This window comes from Micromonospora rhizosphaerae, assembly GCF_900091465.1.
GTDB lineage: Bacteria > Actinomycetota > Actinomycetes > Mycobacteriales > Micromonosporaceae > Micromonospora > Micromonospora rhizosphaerae.
The window spans coordinates 2,713,322-2,729,828 of sequence record NZ_FMHV01000002.1 but is presented as its reverse complement, the minus strand read 5'-3'; the positions used below and the strand labels follow the sequence as shown (position 1 = coordinate 2,729,828).

The following is a 16,507-nucleotide window of genomic DNA, read 5'->3' as shown; positions in this document are numbered from 1 at the left end:
TTCGTCAGCACCCGACGCCCGGCCCGGAGGATGCCCGACGCCGGGGGGCGGATGGTGCCGGTCTTCGCCCGCAGCGAAGCGCACTGATCTCGGCAGTTGCGGACGCCCCCCGTCGAACGGCCAAGGGTTATTTGACTCGCGGGTTGAGTGGGTCAGGCCGCATGTGCGTGCCTGTCGCACGCAGAGTCAGGATGAGCGGCTGTCACAGGTTGTGGCGGTCGTCGGCCGGCAGGCTAGGCGGCTCGGGTGGCTCGGCGGACTGGTCGGGCTGACCAAGCTGCGCGACATGGGTCGGGTCGAGGACCCGAGAGAGGAACGAGCGGGTCCGTTCGTGCCGCGGCGCGCCGAGCACCTCCTGCGGCGGCCCCTGCTCGACCACCACGCCGCCGTCCATGAACACGACCCGGTCGGCGACGTCCCGGGCGAACGCCATCTCGTGGGTCACCACCATCATCGTCATGCCGTCCTCGGCCAGTTTGCGCATTACGGTGAGGACGTCGCCGACCAGTTCCGGATCGAGCGCGGAGGTCGGCTCGTCGAAGAGCATCAGCTTCGGGTCCATCGACAGCGATCGGGCGATCGCCGCCCGCTGCTGCTGACCGCCGGAGAGCTGCGCCGGGAACGCGCCGGCCTTGTCGGTCAGTCCGACCCGCTCGAGGTTGTCCCGCGCGATCCGCTCGGCCTCGGCGCGGCCGCGCCGGAGCACTCGGCGCTGGGCGATGGTGAGGTTGCCCAGCACGGTCAGATGCGGGAAGAGGTTGAACGACTGGAAGACCATACCGATGCCGCGGCGTACCGAGTCGATCTCGACATCCGGGTCGGTCATCTCGATCCCGTTCACCCAGATCTTGCCGGCGGTCGGCTCCTCCAGCAGGTTGACGCACCGCAGCAGCGTCGATTTGCCGGACCCGGACGGCCCGATGACGCAAACCACCTCGCCGTGGCCGACCTCGAAGTCGATGCCCTTGAGCACTTCGAGCGGCCCGAAGGATTTGTGCAGGTCGCGGATCTCAACGGCGGGCCGGGGTTGGGTAGTCGTCATGTGGGTCACCGAGCCTTGGCGTAGCGGAGTTCGAGGCGCCGTACCACCTGAGAAAGGGGCAGGGTGATGACCAGGTAGGTGAAGCCGGCCACCAGCAGCGGGGTGGCGTTCACCCGATCGTTCAGCGTGTCCCGACCGAACTTGGTGACCTCGATGGTCTGCGCCGTCACGCCGAGCACGTAGGCGAGCGACGAGTCCTTGGTGAGCAGGATGAGTTCGTTCGTCAGCGGCGGGATCACGATCCGGAACGCCTGCGGGATGACGATGGTGCGCATCGCGGTGAAGTGCGACATGCCGAGGGTGCGCGCCGCCTCCATCTGTCCCTTCGGCACGGCCTGGATGCCGGCCCGGATGGTCTCGGCCATGTACGCCGCGGCGGTCAACCCGAGACCGATCGTGATCGACCCGAACACGCCGCCCGGAATTTCCCGCTCCGGGAAGGCGATGGGAATGCCGTACCCGACGAGGAAGAGCACCAGCAGCGCGGGCAGACCCCGGAACAGCTCGATGTACGCCGTCGCCACCCAGCGGTACGGAGCCACCCGGGACAGCCGCATCAGCGCGAGGAGGGTGCCGAACACTAGGCCGAAGGCGAACGCACCCAGCGTGTAAAGGATCGTGTTGCGCAGCGCGACGGTGATGATCGTCGGGAACATCGACTCGATGATGTCGACGCGGAAGAACGCGTCCCTCAGCCTGCCCCAGTCCGCGGCAAAGATCACCACGGCAATGATGGCGACAAAGGCCAGGTACTGGAGCCAGAGGGACAGCCGCTCTCGCTGGCGGCGTCGCAGCTTCACGGTTCGACGCTCCTTGACTGTGCGGAGGTTGCCGACGCGGAGGGCGCGCGCCAGGCGCGCGCCCTCCGGTCAGGAGTGTGAATCACGAGTTCGGCAGCTTGCCGATCCACTTCTCGTAGATCTTGTCGTACGTGCCGTCCTGCTTGGCCTTGGCCAGCACCTCGTTGATCTTCTTGAGCAGTTCCGGGTTGCTGTCCTTCTTCACCGAGAATCCGTACTGCTCGCCGGTGTCGAACTCGGCCGCCACCTCGAATCCGCCCGGGTGCTCCTTGATGTACTCGGTCCAGACCGGCAGGTCGTTGATGGCGGCCTCGATCTGGCCGTTGGCCAGGGCCTGCTGCTCGGCGGCAAGGTCCTCGAACTCGACGAGCTGCAGGCCCTTCTCGTCGGCGAACTTCTTGGCGTAGTCACGGCCGGTCGTCGCGGCCTGGACGCCGAGCTTCTTGCCCTTGAGGTCGTCGAGCGACTTGTACGGCTTGCCGGTCTTGACCAACATCGCCTGAGTCGCGTCGAAGTACGGATTGGAGAAGTTCATCACCTTCTGCCGTTCCTCGGTGATCGTCATACCGGCAGCGGCCGCGTCACACTTGCCCGTGTTCAGGTCCTGGCCGGACTTGATCCCCTCGAACGGCGTATCGACGATCGCCTGCTCGACGCCCAGCTCCTTGGCGACCAGGTCCATCACGTCGACGTCGAACCCGACCACCTTGCCGCTGGGATCCTTGGACTGGAACGGCGCGTACGGCAGGTGGGTGCAGACGGTCAACTTGCCCTTCTCGATGAGCTTGACCCCGCTCGCCTGGACCTCGCCCTCCTCCTTCTTGGCGCATCCCGCGCTCGCTGCGAGGGCGGCAATCGCCACGATGAGGCCAGCCTTGCGGACGGCGCTATGGAACCTCACGGCTGTGTCCCTCCAGTTCCGCGCCCGTATGACGGGCGGCCCGGGTTGGTGCATAGACGATGTGACAGGGGACGGTACCTGATCTGAAGAGCCGTTCCTAGATCACGCCGAGTCGTTGAGTCGATGCCCGAGTCGGTCAGCCCGTGGGCGCAGCAGCGCAGGATGGCCTGGGCTTCAGTCCTCATAGCCAGCTCGCGCATCTGTTCGAGCATCGCGGTCGCGGCGTTGACACGAACGTGTCACGCGGTCCCAGCGTCCATGACGCCTCGAGGATGGGCAGCGGCTGTTCGTAACCTCGCCGCCCCGGCCCCCAGCTTCCCTCGCAACCGGCCTCGCGATCGCCATCGGGGTCATGGTCCCGGTTCCACCGGCCTATCGATGGTGTTGGTGGAACGATGGAGGGCGTGGGAACTGCAAAAATGCCTGCTATCTCGCCGCTTGCTGGCGAGCCGATTAAGCGTGCCGATGCCGAGCGGCTCGCGGGAGTGCTGAAGGCATTCGCCGACCCGGCCCGACTGCGACTACTCAGTCTGATCCAGTCCGCTCCGGAGGGCGAGGCGTCCGTAAGTGACCTCACCGCGCCGCTTGGTCTCTCCCAGCCGACCGTGAGCCATCACCTTCGGATCCTCACCGAGGCCGGCCTGCTCGAGCGCGAGAAGCGCGGCGTCTGGGCGTACTACCGCCTGGTGCCGTCCGCGATCGCGGCGATAGCCGACCTGTTGACGCCGCCCCGCAAGCGGGCGACGAAGAGGGCTCGCTGAGCGGCACTGTCGAGGACCGCGCCGTCATAGAGGGCTGGCAGGATGATCCGGTGCGCATCACCCCTCGCCTCGTGGCGTCCGTCCGCGTGCCGGCGAACGCGCTCCTCGCGTACCCGGTGTCGCCCACACTGGGGACACGCCCGCCGTCCAGCGGTGGCCGCATCGCCGGCTCGTCGTGATCCGCCGGGACGACGAGCTGGCGGCGTACGACCTCGACCGGCTCCTCGCCGGCGACGGCGCTCCAGCCGCCCGGTTTCCGACGCCCTGGCCCCGCCGGGCGGGCGGGATCGATGCGGTGAGCCCCACCCTCGACATGGCGGTCTTCAGCGGTCAGCACGCGCTGCACGCGGTCGACGCCGCCGGCGCAACGGCTGAGCAGCTCGTCGACGTCGTGGTAGACGCCGGCTGGATAGCTGAACCGGGCGCTTCGCGCCACCGGTTCACGGCCGGTTGCCTCACGGCGTGGGTTCGCGCCGAGCCAGCCACCGCGACGATCACGGTCTGCGGGGCGGACTTCGGCTGTCCAGCGGACCTGGACCTCAACGACTTTGGCGAGTCGACCTAATGCAGACTCGGATCCCGCAGTCGCCGCTAGGTGACCACTGGGCTGCCGGGACGTGAGATGTTCGTCCGCAGATCGCGCTCCACTCGGGGCGGTATGAGGTGAGCACATCGCCGACCGACGGATGTGGCCCGGTGCGGCAATCCTCCCCGAGAAGGCGGCTATTTCCCGCCGGGCACCTGGTCCTTGACCTCGTCGTAGCCGACCTTGGTGGGTGCCTCGGTCGGCGCGTAGATCACCCGGATTACGCCCGTCGGAAACGCCTCAGTCGCCGTCATCCTCAGGTGGTACGGCGCATCGCCATCGTCGAACAGCCTGCGGCCCTTACGCGCCGCCACCGGGTGCACCAGCAGGCGCAGCTCATCGACCAGCCCCGCGGCGAGCAGCTGCTGCACCACGGAGATCGAGCCGGGGATGAGGATGCCTCTGATACCAGCATCGGCCTTGAGCGAGGTGACGGCATCGAGGAGATCGCCCTTGATCAGCTCGGAGTTGCGCCAGGAGAACTCCAGCGGCTGGCGCGAGACGACCACCTTGCGCACGTCCCCGAGTTGCTTGGCGAACGGTGCGTCGTCCCCACCCGCCGCCTCGCGGTCGGGCCATGCTCCGGCGAAGCTGTCGTAGGTCTCCCGGCCGATGAGCAGCACGTCAGCGGTGTCATAGTCCTCGCCGACGGCGCGGCCCATGTTCTCGTCGAAGTACGGGAAGTGCCAATCGGGGTCGATCTCGGCCACACCGTCGGCCGAGATGAACAGCGTGGAGATGACCTTTGCCATCGCGGTGATCCCTTCCAGTCAGATGGTGTCGGTAGCTAGACCTGCGCAGCATCCCAAACTCATCGGCCGGCCACAGATCCGTCCGATGGAGAGTCGGCAGTTCGAGCTCGTACACATCGGCAAAGTCGCGATGACCAGGGCATAGTCACGGTTGAGTCGCATGCGTTGGTGGTACCAGCGTGAGCGGGCTTGGTGGCGTCGCCAGTTGCGCCAGTGCGTGTGGTGGTCGGGCGGGTTCGGGTGCCCGATGGCGTCGGCGAGTAGCCGTTTCACCTCGGGGACGGTCAGCGGGATCATCCCGGGTTCGGGGGCGGCGGTTGGTCGGGCGTGTTCGGTGCTGGCGCCTGGGTGTTGGTGCGGTCTTTGAGGCGGGCGGCCACGACGGCGCAGATCGCGAGGGCGGCCATGACCAGCACGGTGTGACGCGCGATCGCGGTGTAGAGCCGGGCCTGGCACCGTCCATCTCACACCGGGTCAGGCACATCCCGCGAGGTCAGACCGCCAACGGCGGCTGCCGTACTCACCGCCGCCGACCCCGATGACCTGCGCCACGCCCTCAAGACCATCCACCGCCAACTCGACCGACGTGCGGGAATTGGATTGGTCCCAGGTCAACGCTTGTCTACCGTCTTCCACTGTGATGCACCCAGATTTTGACTCGTACCTGATCTGCGCGACGCCGCGCTCGGGAAGTACTTTGCTGTGCGGTCTGCTGGACTCGTCCGGGGTTGCTGGCCACCCAGCCTCCTACTTCAATCGCAAGAGTTTGAACGAGTACGCCGACGACTGGCGTATAGCCCGACCGCGTGATGGACGGATCGACGAAGCGTTCGTTCGAGCGGCGCTAACCGCCGGCAAGACTTCGAACGGTGTCTTCGGCGGGAGGATCATGGCAGAGACGCTGCCGGAACTGATAAGTGGCCTTGCCGCCGCCGCATCTATACCAGCGGTGACGGATGTAGACCTATTGAGCGCCCAGTTGGGTCAACTCAGATTCGTTCACCTGCGGCGACGCGACGTCGTGGCCCAGGCGGTGTCGTGGGCAAAGTCACTGCAAACCCATTTCTGGCATCCGGGCGAAGCCGTCGCGCCCGGAGGTCAGGATCCTCATTACGATGAAGAGCTGATTGGTCGACTTGTCGCCACGATCGAGAGATCCGAGGCGGACTGGACAGTCTGGTTCGCCTCTCACAGCATCGTGCCTTGCGAGGTGACGTATGAGGAGTTGGCGGCAGATCCGCTCCGCACAGCACAAAAGGTGCTCGACTATCTCGGTCTGAATGTTCCGCCGGATCGGCAACTGAGGGTCGGGCACCATCGACAGGCCGATCAACTCAACGCAGACTGGATAACGAGATTTAAGTCTCGCTGAACCGTCGGTCCTACCCGAGCGTCTCCCGCTAGTCTAGTGCACCGTCATGCAGCCTTGAACGGGTAATCCGGGTGGCGGATCTTGGATTCGGTAGCGAATCCGGTTTTGGGTCGGGCTCGTTCGTTGCGCCAGCGGATGTAGTCGCCGATGGCGGCGTCCTGCTCGGCGTGGCTGCGGTGGTCGGTGCCGTTGGGGGCGAAGTACCGCACCGCGGCGAACTCGGCTTCGATCCAGTTCAGCCAGGACGCGTAGGTGGGCAGGAAGACCAGTTCGACGTGGTTGGCGGCGCACCAGGCGCGGGCCTCGGGGTGCTTGTGCGGGGAGAAGTTGTGCAGGATCAGGCATAGGCGCTGCTCGGGCCAGCGGCGGCGCAGGGTCTTGATGAAGGCTAGAAACTCGCGCCAGCGCTTGCGGTCACGGATGCGGTAGTGCAGTCGCCCGGTGCCAGGTCGAGGGCAGCAATCATGTGCCACACCCTGGTCGGGGGCGTAGGTGACCCGCAGCCGCGCTGGCTGGCCCTGGGATCGCCAGGCGCGTCCGGGGCGCGCTTGCAGGTTCAGCGGCCCGAACTCGTCGACGCAGATCACCGCCCGTCCGTGGGCGGGTGTTCGTAGAGGTTCAGGGATCCGTCGCATCTTGGCCGTGGACTCGAGGAACCTGCGGTGTAGCTCACCAGCCGGGATCCACTGAAGATCCTTGGCGGCCGGGATGGGATGAGAGCCGAGGTAGAGCGCGAGGGAAACCGGAGCGTCGGCGAACTCGGCACGTAGCTCGCGACGGCGGGTCAGGCAGGGCCAGGGGGCGTCGCAGCCGCCGCAGGTCCAGATCGGCGTGACCGGGCCGTGGGTGGTCACGGTTGGTCCTTGAAAGCGCACGGTGATGGCTCGGGCCTGCCGGCTGGTCGCCCATTCGACCTGCCAGCACGGGTACGGAGCCAGGCGTGACCACCAGGCGCGGCAGCCGGCACACATGCCGTCGACTCCTCGGACGTGTACGGCGAGGACGCTCTGCTCCTGGTCGTCGTTCACCGCGCCTCCTCCCGCGGCCAGTGGTCTCGGTTGATCGGGATGCGGTGTCGGGCATGGCACGGCAGGTCGGCTCCGCAGCGGCAGATCCGCTGGCACCGCCGCCAGGACCAGACGGGCCGATGCCGTCGGGCGAGGGTCATGGCGACGGCGACCAGGTACTCCTCGTACATGACGCGCCGCACCGGATGCCCCCTCGTCAGTCACGAGGGCTTCACGCCCCCACCTGAGAGGGACGCGGCGACCAGGCGAATCCGCACCGCCCGCCGCATCCCGTGAGGGGGAACCTACGTAGCGTTACGGTGCGGCAGGGGTAAGGTTCCTACCCCTAAATCAGCTGACGAGGCCGACCTTCAGCGCGAGGTCGTGAACGTCATTGCGCACGGCCCGGGGGCCGTCCAGCAGGTCGAGGGTGATCTGCCGGGCGTAGCCGTTGAAGCGGATCGTCTCCGGCGCGGACTCGTATGCCTCGCGAAGAGTCGCCACGGTGGCCGCCTTGTCGCCCTTGCCGTAGTGGCCGCGGGCCACCTCGATCAGGTGCCGTGCCCGACGCGGCTTCGACGGGATCGCCGCCGGGTCGAGACGGTTGGCCTGCCGCACCGCCTCACCGACCTTCTGCAACTCGACGGCGACAGTCACGGCGTGGGCGCCCATGATGACCCGCGAGAACGACGTCTGCCGCTGGTAAAAGCCCTTCGGCAGTCGCCGGGCCACCCGGTCCGCCTGATCCCAGTACCGCCAGGCATGGCCCTCCTCGCCGGCCCGAGCGGCGGTGTAGGCCGCTTCGAAGTTCAGGGCACCCCAGAGCGCGAGCAAGTTCCCATTAGCATCGGCCGCCCGCGCTTCCAACGCCGAGACCAGGTCGAGCGTGACCGCCATGGCGCTGTCCCAGTCCCCGGCGTCCCGGTGCACCTGACACAGGAACCACCCCGCGCAGGCCAGCGCCTCCGGGTCTCCCGACTCCTGCGCCGCCACCATTGCCCGGTCAGCCACGCGCCACAGGAGTTCGGCGGCGGGCTGGTAGGCGAGGAACATCTGGGCTAGGCCGAGCACTTCGGCGAGCAGTACATGTGCCTGGCGCCGCTCGTCACCTTCGTACGTCAGCGCTGCGTATTGCGCGTCCCGGACCAGGTCCGGCAGCAGAGCGCCGAGCACCGTCCGGTGGTCTGACGCCTGGTGACGTGCCCGCCAGGCTGCGCTGAGCCGGGCCCTGATCTGCTCCAGTGGCTGCGGTGACAATCCGTCGGACAACGTGAAGCGGTTGACGGCGTCGCGGACCGAGGCGAGCGCCGGATGCTCCGGCCCGTTGACGACCTCAGATCGATCGCTCAACTCCCCGATCAGGACGGATACGTCGACCTTGAGGGCGCGGGCGATGCGATCGAGCATGTGGATCCGCGGCGGCAGGATGCGGTCGGTCTCGACGGCCTTGACCCACTCGGCGCTACGGCCGACCAACCCGCCGAGCACGGCGCGCGTCTTACCCGAGCGTTCACGGTAGACCTTGAGTCGCTGCCCGAAGGTCAGCTCCGGCATCGGGTCCATCCCGAACCTCCTCATAGCGCGGGATGCATCGCAGGCCACTTGGCCGCCGTCGTGCCCCACGGTACCCACGGGCAAAGCACCTGGTAACCCCTTGACCCTGCCGATAGCCCACCCACCAACTCATCGACCAACTGGCGCTGACCCCCGTCGGGGGATCCGCGTACAAGCTGCCAATGGATGTCGAACGCTACCGAACTGGGTGGGCGGATAGCACAAACTAACCGGGTCGTCGTGCTCGGAAGGACGGAAACTGTCGATATAGAGCTACTTAAAGGCGATGTGAGGAATCTTGGCGTGAGTTGAGGGCGAGGCGGGCGAGGCCACGGGCGCCGGCGAAGAGCAACCAACCCAGCCAGGCCACCAGGCCCGCGCAGGTGGCCAGGACCGCCGGCACGGCGACAATCTCCGGCAGTGGCATCGCGGAGGACGGTAGGACCGCGGCCAACGCGATGGCGACCAGCTCCACCAGCGCGGCCAGGGTCAGCGGGCCGAGCAGCATCCCGAGCGCGGCGTTCTGCCGGCCGGGGCGGAGAATGAGCCGGCGCCGCGACCACGCGCCGTAACCGAGGAACCCGGCAAGCGCGATGGTGCCGACGATCGCCCGGCTCGGCCACGGCGCCGGCGGATCCGCGCTCACCAAGAGCGGCACCACCGCGAACAGCGCTCCGGCACGGGCCAGCCGCATCGCCCACCGGCCCGCGTGGGACCCCTCGCGCTGCTCGGCGAGCAGGTCGGTGGCCCGCGGTTGCGCGAACGTGGAGGGGGCCGGCCCCGAGGCGGCTGCCTGCCGAACGCCCGCCGGCGAAGCACCCGCCGGGGAAGTGCCCGGCCCTGAGGAGGATCCGGGCGCGGGGGGCGGCGGGCCGGAGACCTTGCGGTCGACGGTGACAAACGCCGCCGCGCTGACGATCAGCGTCAGGAAGTGCGCCACCATCACGACCGCCATGGCGGCCGACGGCGGCCGGTCCGGATCCTGGCGCAGCGCGTTGATGATCAGCCCGGCTGCGGTGAGCGCGCACAGTGCCAGCCCGAACAGGCGCACGCGGGCCCGGATGTCCGTGCGGACCACGTGTTCGGCGTATACCCGCGCGCCCGGGGAGAGGGCGCGCCAAGTCCGGGCGGCCAACAGCAACCACAGCGCGGGCGGCAGCAGCGCCAGCAGCCACATCCACGGAAGCATGGCGAACATGCCGAAGAAGCCGGCCGTCCAGACCGACATCATCGCCCAACCAACGAAGCCGCCGATGACCACCCGATCCAGTTCGGTGCGGGCGGCATGGTTGGTCGGTTCCGCGGCCAGTACCGCGCTGACATGCCCGGCGGCGGCCGCCAGCCACCCTCGGGTGGCCGCGACGCGACCGAGCCCGGTGAGCGCCGCCTTGTGCTCCGGGTCGAGCGCCAGCGCCCGGCGGTACGACCGACTGGCGAACAGGTTCCAGCCGATCGAGTGGAACATGAGTGCCCGGATGTAGTGCGGGCCGGCCGACTCCGGGGCCAGACCCACCGCCCGCTTGATCGTCCGGAACGCGCGGCGCGGCTGCCCGAGGTTGAGCGAGGCGAGCGCAAGCGCGGCGTACCCGCGCCAATCCTCGGGCGCCAGACGGATCGTCTCCAGCGCGCTGGCTCGTGCCGCCGTCGGGTCTTCCACACCGATCTGGGCGAACGCGAGCAGCAGGTGACCCTCGTGCTGTCCGGGCGCGACCGCAACGGCCCGCGCCGCCGCGTCCTGCATGGCGGCGAACTCGTCCTCCGCCTGGTACGAGCGGGCCAACACGTACAGCGCCTCGACGTTGTCCGGATCGCCGGCCAGCACGGCCGCGATCTCCCGCCGTGCGGCCTCGATCCGGCCGACCTCCAGCAGCACGCTGGCTCGCGCCACACCGGCATCGGACTCCGCGTGCCTCGTCATCGGCCCACCCTCGGTGGCTCGATTCGGCGCGACGACTTGGCCGGTGTCGCCCTCACCAGGGTTGGTGCCACCATCGCGGCTCGCCACAGACCCAGGCCGTCTCAGCGATTCTCGCCGGCTCAGATTGCCGAGGGCCAGGGCGCAGAAGATCAGGACGGTTCCGGCGACCATCCGCGGAGCTGTCTCTACGAGGCTACGCGGTGGGATGCTGTCGTACCTCTGGGAAAAGGCAATGGCCACAGGGTGCAGCGCTAATGAGACCAGGGCCGGAATCACGGATATCGACCCGAGCCATCGAAAAGGTCTCCTGACGGCCAGCCATGTCCCAGACAGGCGTCCCAGTTGGAAGATGATGATCATGATGATGGGCCACCCTACGGTGGTGTTCAACCGCAGGTTGATGGCAATGGCGTGATCAGGAGAACCACCGGGCGGAACCGCTGGCGCGAAACCGGCGACGAGCCCGCTCACCAGGGATGTGCTGAGATAGGTCAGGACGACCAGCGCCAGTACGCGACGTGCCAGCTTCGAACGAGGGACAGGCTCCAGTTCGGGTACGACGCTATTGCGCGCGGCGCGCCAGAGCAGCAACACGGCGAACAATGCCGCCGCCGTGAGCGCCCAGAACGCCGCGCCGCCGTCGGCGACGCCGACCTGGCTCAGGACAAAATAGGTGCTCAGCAGAATCAACAAGGCGGCCCACACGACCGCAGTATTGGGTGATCGCGCAAGCACCACAAGGCCCTCGTCGTCTACCTCCGCACGGTCGAAGTCGAACTACGACGCGTTACAGGCCACCCGCTGTTCCATCCCGATGCTCCTGTGGAGCGGGCCGCCGGCCGGCGGTGCCCCGGCTATCCCGGAGCCGGTGTGCCCCCGCCGGAGGCGCAGTAGCCGCGACCTCGTGACCGCCGCCAGCTCGCCGACGCGGCCGGCGTGCCCTCCCCTACGCCGCGCGGCTGCTGGCCGCGCGGTCCGGCCGGCTGCCGGCCCACCACATCACGGTCAACGGCCTGTCATACTGCGGCGGCCCTCCGGGCTCCCCGCTCTCCGCGTCAGCCGCCGGGCGTCAGGCGTGACGGCCGCAGAGCGACAGCGGCAGCGGCCGGCGCGCGCCCAGGCGGCGGCGCGTGCGGCCCGTTTCGGGCCGCCTTGAAGACGTACAGAAAGTTTGAACAACTCCGCCGGCCTGTCCCGGCCTGTCCCGGCCAGGAAGCCGTTGATCCCTTGAGACGAGTCAACGCCCCTCGATCGAGGGACGTTGAGCTTTATCTATTTATGGTGGGCGATACTGGGATCGAACCAGTGACCTCTTCGGTGTGAACGTCGATCTCGCCTGTCGCCAGTTCACAGCCGATACCACGTGATGTCGTCGCGTGCGCTCCAGTCGCCGCCGGAGGTCGCCCCGTGATGGATGACGCCAGACCTCTTGCTGACTTCTTGCTGACACAGCGACCGAGGGGTCTGGCCGCGACCGGCTTAGGCAATGCTGCTGCCAGGCGATGGCACCCCGGTGGGGAACCAGGCTGCCCGGCGGATCACCGTCGGTGGCACGACACAGGCTTGTCGCGTGGCTTTTATCCAACGACCGCCAAGAAATCCGAGTAGAACAAGCCTAGGCCGACCGCCACGCAGACGCCGGCCACGATCCAAAACCGGACCACAATATTGACCTCGCTCCATCCGGCCAACTCGAAGTGGTGGTGCAACGGCACCATGCGGAAGACACGTCTACCGGTGGTCCGGAACGAGACGATCTGGATCACCCAGGTCGTCGTGATGATGACGAAGAGCCCGCCGATCATGATCGAAAGCAGCGTGGTGCGGGTTGCCACCGCGAGCCCGCCGATCAGGCCGCCGAGCCCGAGCGAGCCCACGTCACCCATGAAGATCCGCGCCGGGGACGTGTTCCACCACAGGAAGCCCACGCAGGCGCCGGCCGCCGCCGCCGCGATCATGGCGATCTCCAGCGGATCCCGGACCTGGTAGCAGTAGTCGTTCACGCGGCCGTACGCGTCGTCGGCGCACCAGTGCCGGTACTGCCAGAAGCCGATCAGCGCGTACGCGCCGAACACCAGGATCGACGCGCCGGTGGCCAGGCCGTCGAGGCCGTCGGTGAGGTTCACGCCGTTCGACATCGCCATGATCACGAAGACGAAGACCATGACCGCGCCGACCTTGCCGACGTTCAGCCAGCTGATGTCGCGGATGAGCGAAATGTGCTCGCTGGCCACGGTCTGGCCGTTGGTGCTCGGCACGTAGAGCGCGGCGATGCCGAACCCGCCGCCGACGATCGCCTGGCCGAGCAGCTTGCCTTTGGCGGACAGTCCGTCGGAGTTGCGCCAGCGCACCTTGAGGAAGTCGTCGAAGAAGCCGACCGCGCCGCAGAAGACGAACAGCCCGAGCAGCACCAGGGCCGTCATGGTCGGCCCCTCCTGCGCGATCTGCCGCTCGGGCAGGGTGGTCAGGGCGAGATGCCCGGCGACGTAGGCGAAGACGGTCGCCACGATGAAGACGACGCCGCCCATCGTGGGCGTGCCCTTCTTGCCCTGGTTGCTGGCGAGCCCGATGGATCGGATCGGCTGGCCGGCCTTGAGCGCGGTGAAGACGCGAATCGCCACCGGCGTGCCGAACAGGGAGATGATGAACGCGACCGCGGCCGCGACGATGACCGCCCTCACGGGCGAACCTCCACACGATCCGGATTTCTAACGGCGTCCCCACCGAGCTTCCAGATCAGCGCCGGACGTATCGACCTGAGCTGGCGGTGCAGATAGTCCTTAGCGAAGTCATGGATCATGAGACACGAGCTTGCCATCCGACGGCGAGCGGAGCAGCCCTGGACCTCACAGCGCCGTGGTTCGTAACTCGCCGACACGAATCCGACGACGATCTTGCAGCGCCAGGCCCGAGGTTCAACTTGTGTCCGAAGCGGCGGAGACAGCCCAAACGACGCGGTCCCTTGTCGACCGTGGTGCGCGATGCAATCTGTCCAGGAGCGGTACACGGCCGAGCGTCATGGCGTTCAGGGTGAGGTATGACAGCGCGGCCGAATACGATCGAACCAGTGACCTCTTCGGTGTGAACTCTCGGCGAGGGGGTGTGGTGGGGGCATCTTCCGAGGTCAGACGGGTTGCTCCGGCTCGTCTCGGTGCCATGTGGCTGGCACGGTTGCTGTACTTCGGTGCTGTACTGCTGGCGTCACCTGGTCGGCTTCTCGGATCCAGCCAAGGAACCTGCGGTGCAGTGCGCCACCCGAGATCCAGTGCAGGTCTTCGGCTGCGCTTACCAGGTGCGCGCCGAGGTAGAGCGCGAGGGACACCGGGGCGCCGGCGTACTCGGCGCGGAGTTCCCGCTTGCGGGTCGGACAGGGCCAGGGCACGGAGCACCCGCCGCACGTCCACAGCGGCGCAACCGGGCCGTGGGCGGTCACCGGATCCCGCCGAGGAAGCGCGCAGTGATCGCCCGGGCGCGTCGGCTGGTCGCCCACTCCACCTGCCAGCACGGGTACGGCGTCAGCCGTGACCACCACAGCTGGCAGCCGACGCAGGTTCCGTCAAGCCCTCGGACGTGCACGGCGAGGATCCGTTGCTCCTGGTTGTCGTTCACTGGGCCTCCTCTCCCGGCCAGTGGCCGCGGTTGATCGGGATGCGGTGGCGGGCACGGCATGGCAGGTCAGCGCCGCAGCGGCAGATTCGCTGCCACTTCTGCCAGCACCACACCGGCCGGTGCCGGCGGGCAAGGGTGAGGGCAACGGCGATCAGGTACTCCTCATACGAGACGCGCGGCACCGGATCTCCAATCGGCATGATTCGAGGGCGCGGCGGCCGGGCCTTCACTGGTCATCCGACCGCCGCACCTGCTCGTTCACCATAACGACGTAGGACTGTAGATACAATAAGATGTAGAGCTGTTGGACACGTAGCGTCACGTACGTGATCGACCCCAGCTCGGATCGGGCCGTATTCCGGCAGCTCGCAGACCTTCTGCGGGGCCGGATTACGTCCGGCGACCTCGCGCCCGGCGCGTCGCTGCCGAGTGAGCTGCGGCTGGCTCAGGAGTACGGATTGAGCCGCACGAGCGTCCGACAGGCGATAGCGCTACTCCGGTCGGAAGGGCTCGTGATCGTGCAACCCCCGCGCGGCACCTTCGTCCGCACCACCGAGCCAACCGAGACGGTGACCCTCCTCAAGGGCGACACCGCGTCCGCCCGAATGCCCACCCCCGCCGAGCGGCGGGAACTGGAAATCGGCGAAGGCGTCCCGGTGCTCGTGGTCTTCCGAGCCGATGGCTCCCGCGAGCTGTACCCGGCCGACCGCATCCGCGTCGGCCGCTGACCTGGGCGGCGGTGCTCGGATCAGTCGTCCTCGTCCAGGAGGCCGAACGCCGCCGGCGTCTCCTCTACAAACTGGCGGTACTGAGGTCGGATGATCTCTGCTCTGGCGGCGATGGCCGCGGCTAGACGTGCCCGGTCGGACGGCTCTGGGCGGCTGAGGCGGTCGGCCGCGTCCTCGAGCTGCTGAACAGCGATGTCCGGGTGGAGTGTCTCGTCGTCGCACAGCTCGAAGAACGCCAGACAGTCGAGCAGGCTGTCGAGCACTGCGGTGAAGACGGGATCATCAGACAGCATGCTATGGCGTTCAGACGTTGAAGCGGAACTTAGAGCCGCTGCCTCGCCACCAGCTGGAACGGCTCCCGACGCCTGCCCACACCGCGTCTCGGGCTGCCATCGTTGATGGCTAGTTCACGACGTTTCACAGTGTCTTGTGCCCCGTATGTGCCCCACACTGCCAGCAGCGGGCGAGGCCGGGTCAATCTCGCCCGGCGCTGCTCAACGAATCCGCCAACGTACGAAGCTGTCCGCCGGGATGAACTGCCTTGGCTACTCGCGTGGCTACTCGTCGACGAGCGGGCGGCGTTACTCGGCGGGCTGCGCACCATCCTGTGCCACCGGCCCGTATACGTGGCGGCGCACGAGGTCGTCCTGCTCCAGAATCAAGTCGACGACCTGCCAGAACTCAGAGAGCCGAGGGTGGCTCAGCCCCTCTTCACGGCTGAGCTTGCGACCGAAGATCGGACTATCGCCTGCAACCTCGCCACCGTTGACGAGCGTCGCAGCAGGCGTCGGTGAGCCGACTACAGGGCCAACTCGGCAGCCGAAGGTGATGTGATCGTCGAAGCGGTCGTGGCCCCAGCTCCCCAAGATGGCATCGATCCAGACCTCGTGAACCCCGTTGTGGTGGTAGCAACTCGCGAAGTAGGCGGCTAGAGCGGTGTGGCCCTCGTAGATGTTGGCCCAAGTCCGGTCCGCTGGCGTGTTGCAGCATTGGCAGACGAACTCTCGTACCTGGCGGCTGCTCTCGTCGATCGTGAGGTTCACGGCGCGAACACTAGGCGGTCAGCGCCGAGCGCGATCCCTCGTTGTAAGTTCTGGGCGCCTCGTCCAGAGGTTTGCGTACGCGTCCGCGACCTCGGTGACTCTCCGCCGCCCACCGCCTACGGCTGTCTTCATGCGGGCCGGTTGCTGTCGGAAGCCGTTGACTGACTCCCACACTGCCAGGGGGGCACTCTCGAACCGCCCTAGCCTGGCGTCGCCCTGGCCTGCGGCCAGACAGTCACTCTCCCCGCCAGTCCCCGTCAAACCCCCGACGGCACCTGTCGACCTGGCACGGATTTGGCATGCCCTGCAACTGCTTCTGCCTGCAACACACGACGCTCCATCCGCTTGGACGCCACGTCCAACATCCGGTCTCCCACGCACTGTGGTGGCACGAGCGGCGGCATCGGTTGGGCCCCGGGAACGACCCCCAGGGC

The 16,507-nt window shown here is 67.6% G+C and carries 15 protein-coding genes and 2 pseudogenes; 4 read left to right on the top strand and 13 right to left on the bottom strand.

The window, feature by feature from the left end; translation table 11 throughout:
• Nucleotides 1-202 precede the first annotated feature (202 nt).
• From GA0070624_RS13195 to GA0070624_RS13185, 3 genes are all read right to left on the bottom strand, one after another.
• Nucleotides 203-1,042: an amino acid ABC transporter ATP-binding protein gene (locus GA0070624_RS13195; protein ID WP_091340872.1), complete on the bottom strand. Its 840-nt coding sequence runs from the start codon at nucleotides 1,040-1,042 to the stop codon at nucleotides 203-205.
• Between the two features lie 5 nt (nucleotides 1,043-1,047).
• Complete coding sequence (locus GA0070624_RS13190; RefSeq protein ID WP_091340870.1) at nucleotides 1,048-1,842, bottom strand: amino acid ABC transporter permease; 795 nt, start codon at nucleotides 1,840-1,842, stop codon at nucleotides 1,048-1,050.
• 82 nt (nucleotides 1,843-1,924) lie between these two features.
• On the bottom strand, nucleotides 1,925-2,743 hold the full coding sequence (locus GA0070624_RS13185; protein WP_218105147.1) for a basic amino acid ABC transporter substrate-binding protein: 819 nt from the start codon (nucleotides 2,741-2,743) through the stop codon (nucleotides 1,925-1,927).
• Nucleotides 2,744-3,138: 395 nt separating this feature from the next.
• On the opposite strand from GA0070624_RS13185, the gene GA0070624_RS13180 reads away from it, so the two are divergent.
• The gene (locus GA0070624_RS13180; RefSeq protein WP_091340867.1) at nucleotides 3,139-3,504 is read left to right on the top strand and encodes an ArsR/SmtB family transcription factor; all 366 of its coding nucleotides are present in this window, start codon (nucleotides 3,139-3,141) and stop codon (nucleotides 3,502-3,504) included.
• Between the two features lie 175 nt (nucleotides 3,505-3,679).
• On the top strand, nucleotides 3,680-4,069 hold the full coding sequence (locus tag GA0070624_RS13175) for a hypothetical protein (RefSeq protein ID WP_091340865.1): 390 nt from the start codon (nucleotides 3,680-3,682) through the stop codon (nucleotides 4,067-4,069).
• Nucleotides 4,070-4,227: 158 nt separating this feature from the next.
• On the opposite strand, the gene GA0070624_RS13170 is transcribed toward GA0070624_RS13175, so the two are convergent.
• Together GA0070624_RS13170 and GA0070624_RS36820 are read right to left on the bottom strand one after the other, a co-directional pair.
• On the bottom strand, nucleotides 4,228-4,842 hold the full coding sequence (locus tag GA0070624_RS13170; RefSeq protein ID WP_091340863.1) for a dihydrofolate reductase family protein: 615 nt from the start codon (nucleotides 4,840-4,842) through the stop codon (nucleotides 4,228-4,230).
• A 135-nt stretch (nucleotides 4,843-4,977) separates the two neighbouring features.
• Nucleotides 4,978-5,300, bottom strand: a pseudogene (locus GA0070624_RS36820) (IS701 family transposase); the annotation flags it as partial.
• Nucleotides 5,301-5,482: 182 nt separating this feature from the next.
• On the opposite strand from GA0070624_RS36820, the gene GA0070624_RS13160 reads away from it, so the two are divergent.
• Complete coding sequence (locus tag GA0070624_RS13160) at nucleotides 5,483-6,214, top strand: Stf0 family sulfotransferase (RefSeq protein WP_245719149.1); 732 nt, start codon at nucleotides 5,483-5,485, stop codon at nucleotides 6,212-6,214.
• A gap of 44 nt (nucleotides 6,215-6,258) precedes the next feature.
• On the opposite strand, the gene GA0070624_RS36610 is transcribed toward GA0070624_RS13160, so the two are convergent.
• The 6 genes and pseudogenes from GA0070624_RS36610 to GA0070624_RS35695 form a co-directional block, all read right to left on the bottom strand.
• The gene (locus tag GA0070624_RS36610; RefSeq protein ID WP_091348755.1) at nucleotides 6,259-6,849 is read right to left on the bottom strand and encodes a transposase; all 591 of its coding nucleotides are present in this window, start codon (nucleotides 6,847-6,849) and stop codon (nucleotides 6,259-6,261) included.
• Nucleotides 6,850-7,074: 225 nt separating this feature from the next.
• Nucleotides 7,075-7,446: pseudogene (locus GA0070624_RS36605) on the bottom strand (hypothetical protein); the annotation flags it as partial.
• 126 nt (nucleotides 7,447-7,572) lie between these two features.
• Nucleotides 7,573-8,784 carry a helix-turn-helix domain-containing protein gene (locus GA0070624_RS13140; protein ID WP_091340860.1) on the bottom strand — a complete coding sequence of 404 codons (1,212 nt, stop codon included), beginning with the start codon at nucleotides 8,782-8,784 and terminating at the stop codon, nucleotides 7,573-7,575.
• Nucleotides 8,785-9,052: 268 nt separating this feature from the next.
• A complete protein-coding gene (locus tag GA0070624_RS13135; protein WP_141714998.1) occupies nucleotides 9,053-10,693 on the bottom strand; it encodes a tetratricopeptide repeat protein in 1,641 nt (546 codons plus the stop codon).
• 1,577 nt (nucleotides 10,694-12,270) lie between these two features.
• Nucleotides 12,271-13,374 (bottom strand): phospho-N-acetylmuramoyl-pentapeptide-transferase, encoded by a 1,104-nt coding sequence (gene mraY, locus GA0070624_RS13125; protein ID WP_091340855.1) that lies wholly within the window; start codon nucleotides 13,372-13,374, stop codon nucleotides 12,271-12,273.
• A gap of 748 nt (nucleotides 13,375-14,122) precedes the next feature.
• Nucleotides 14,123-14,302: a hypothetical protein gene (locus GA0070624_RS35695; protein WP_245718764.1), complete on the bottom strand. Its 180-nt coding sequence runs from the start codon at nucleotides 14,300-14,302 to the stop codon at nucleotides 14,123-14,125.
• A 326-nt stretch (nucleotides 14,303-14,628) separates the two neighbouring features.
• On the opposite strand from GA0070624_RS35695, the gene GA0070624_RS13110 reads away from it, so the two are divergent.
• Nucleotides 14,629-15,030, top strand: coding sequence for a GntR family transcriptional regulator (locus GA0070624_RS13110; RefSeq protein ID WP_091340852.1), 402 nt, complete (start codon nucleotides 14,629-14,631; stop codon nucleotides 15,028-15,030).
• A gap of 20 nt (nucleotides 15,031-15,050) precedes the next feature.
• Here GA0070624_RS13110 and GA0070624_RS13105 read toward each other — a convergent pair whose 3' ends face one another.
• Together GA0070624_RS13105 and GA0070624_RS13100 are read right to left on the bottom strand one after the other, a co-directional pair.
• The gene (locus tag GA0070624_RS13105; protein WP_091340851.1) at nucleotides 15,051-15,293 is read right to left on the bottom strand and encodes a hypothetical protein; all 243 of its coding nucleotides are present in this window, start codon (nucleotides 15,291-15,293) and stop codon (nucleotides 15,051-15,053) included.
• 318 nt (nucleotides 15,294-15,611) lie between these two features.
• Entirely contained in the window at nucleotides 15,612-16,073 is a 462-nt protein-coding gene (locus GA0070624_RS13100) for a hypothetical protein (protein ID WP_091340849.1), read from the bottom strand.
• Nucleotides 16,074-16,507 lie beyond the last annotated feature (434 nt).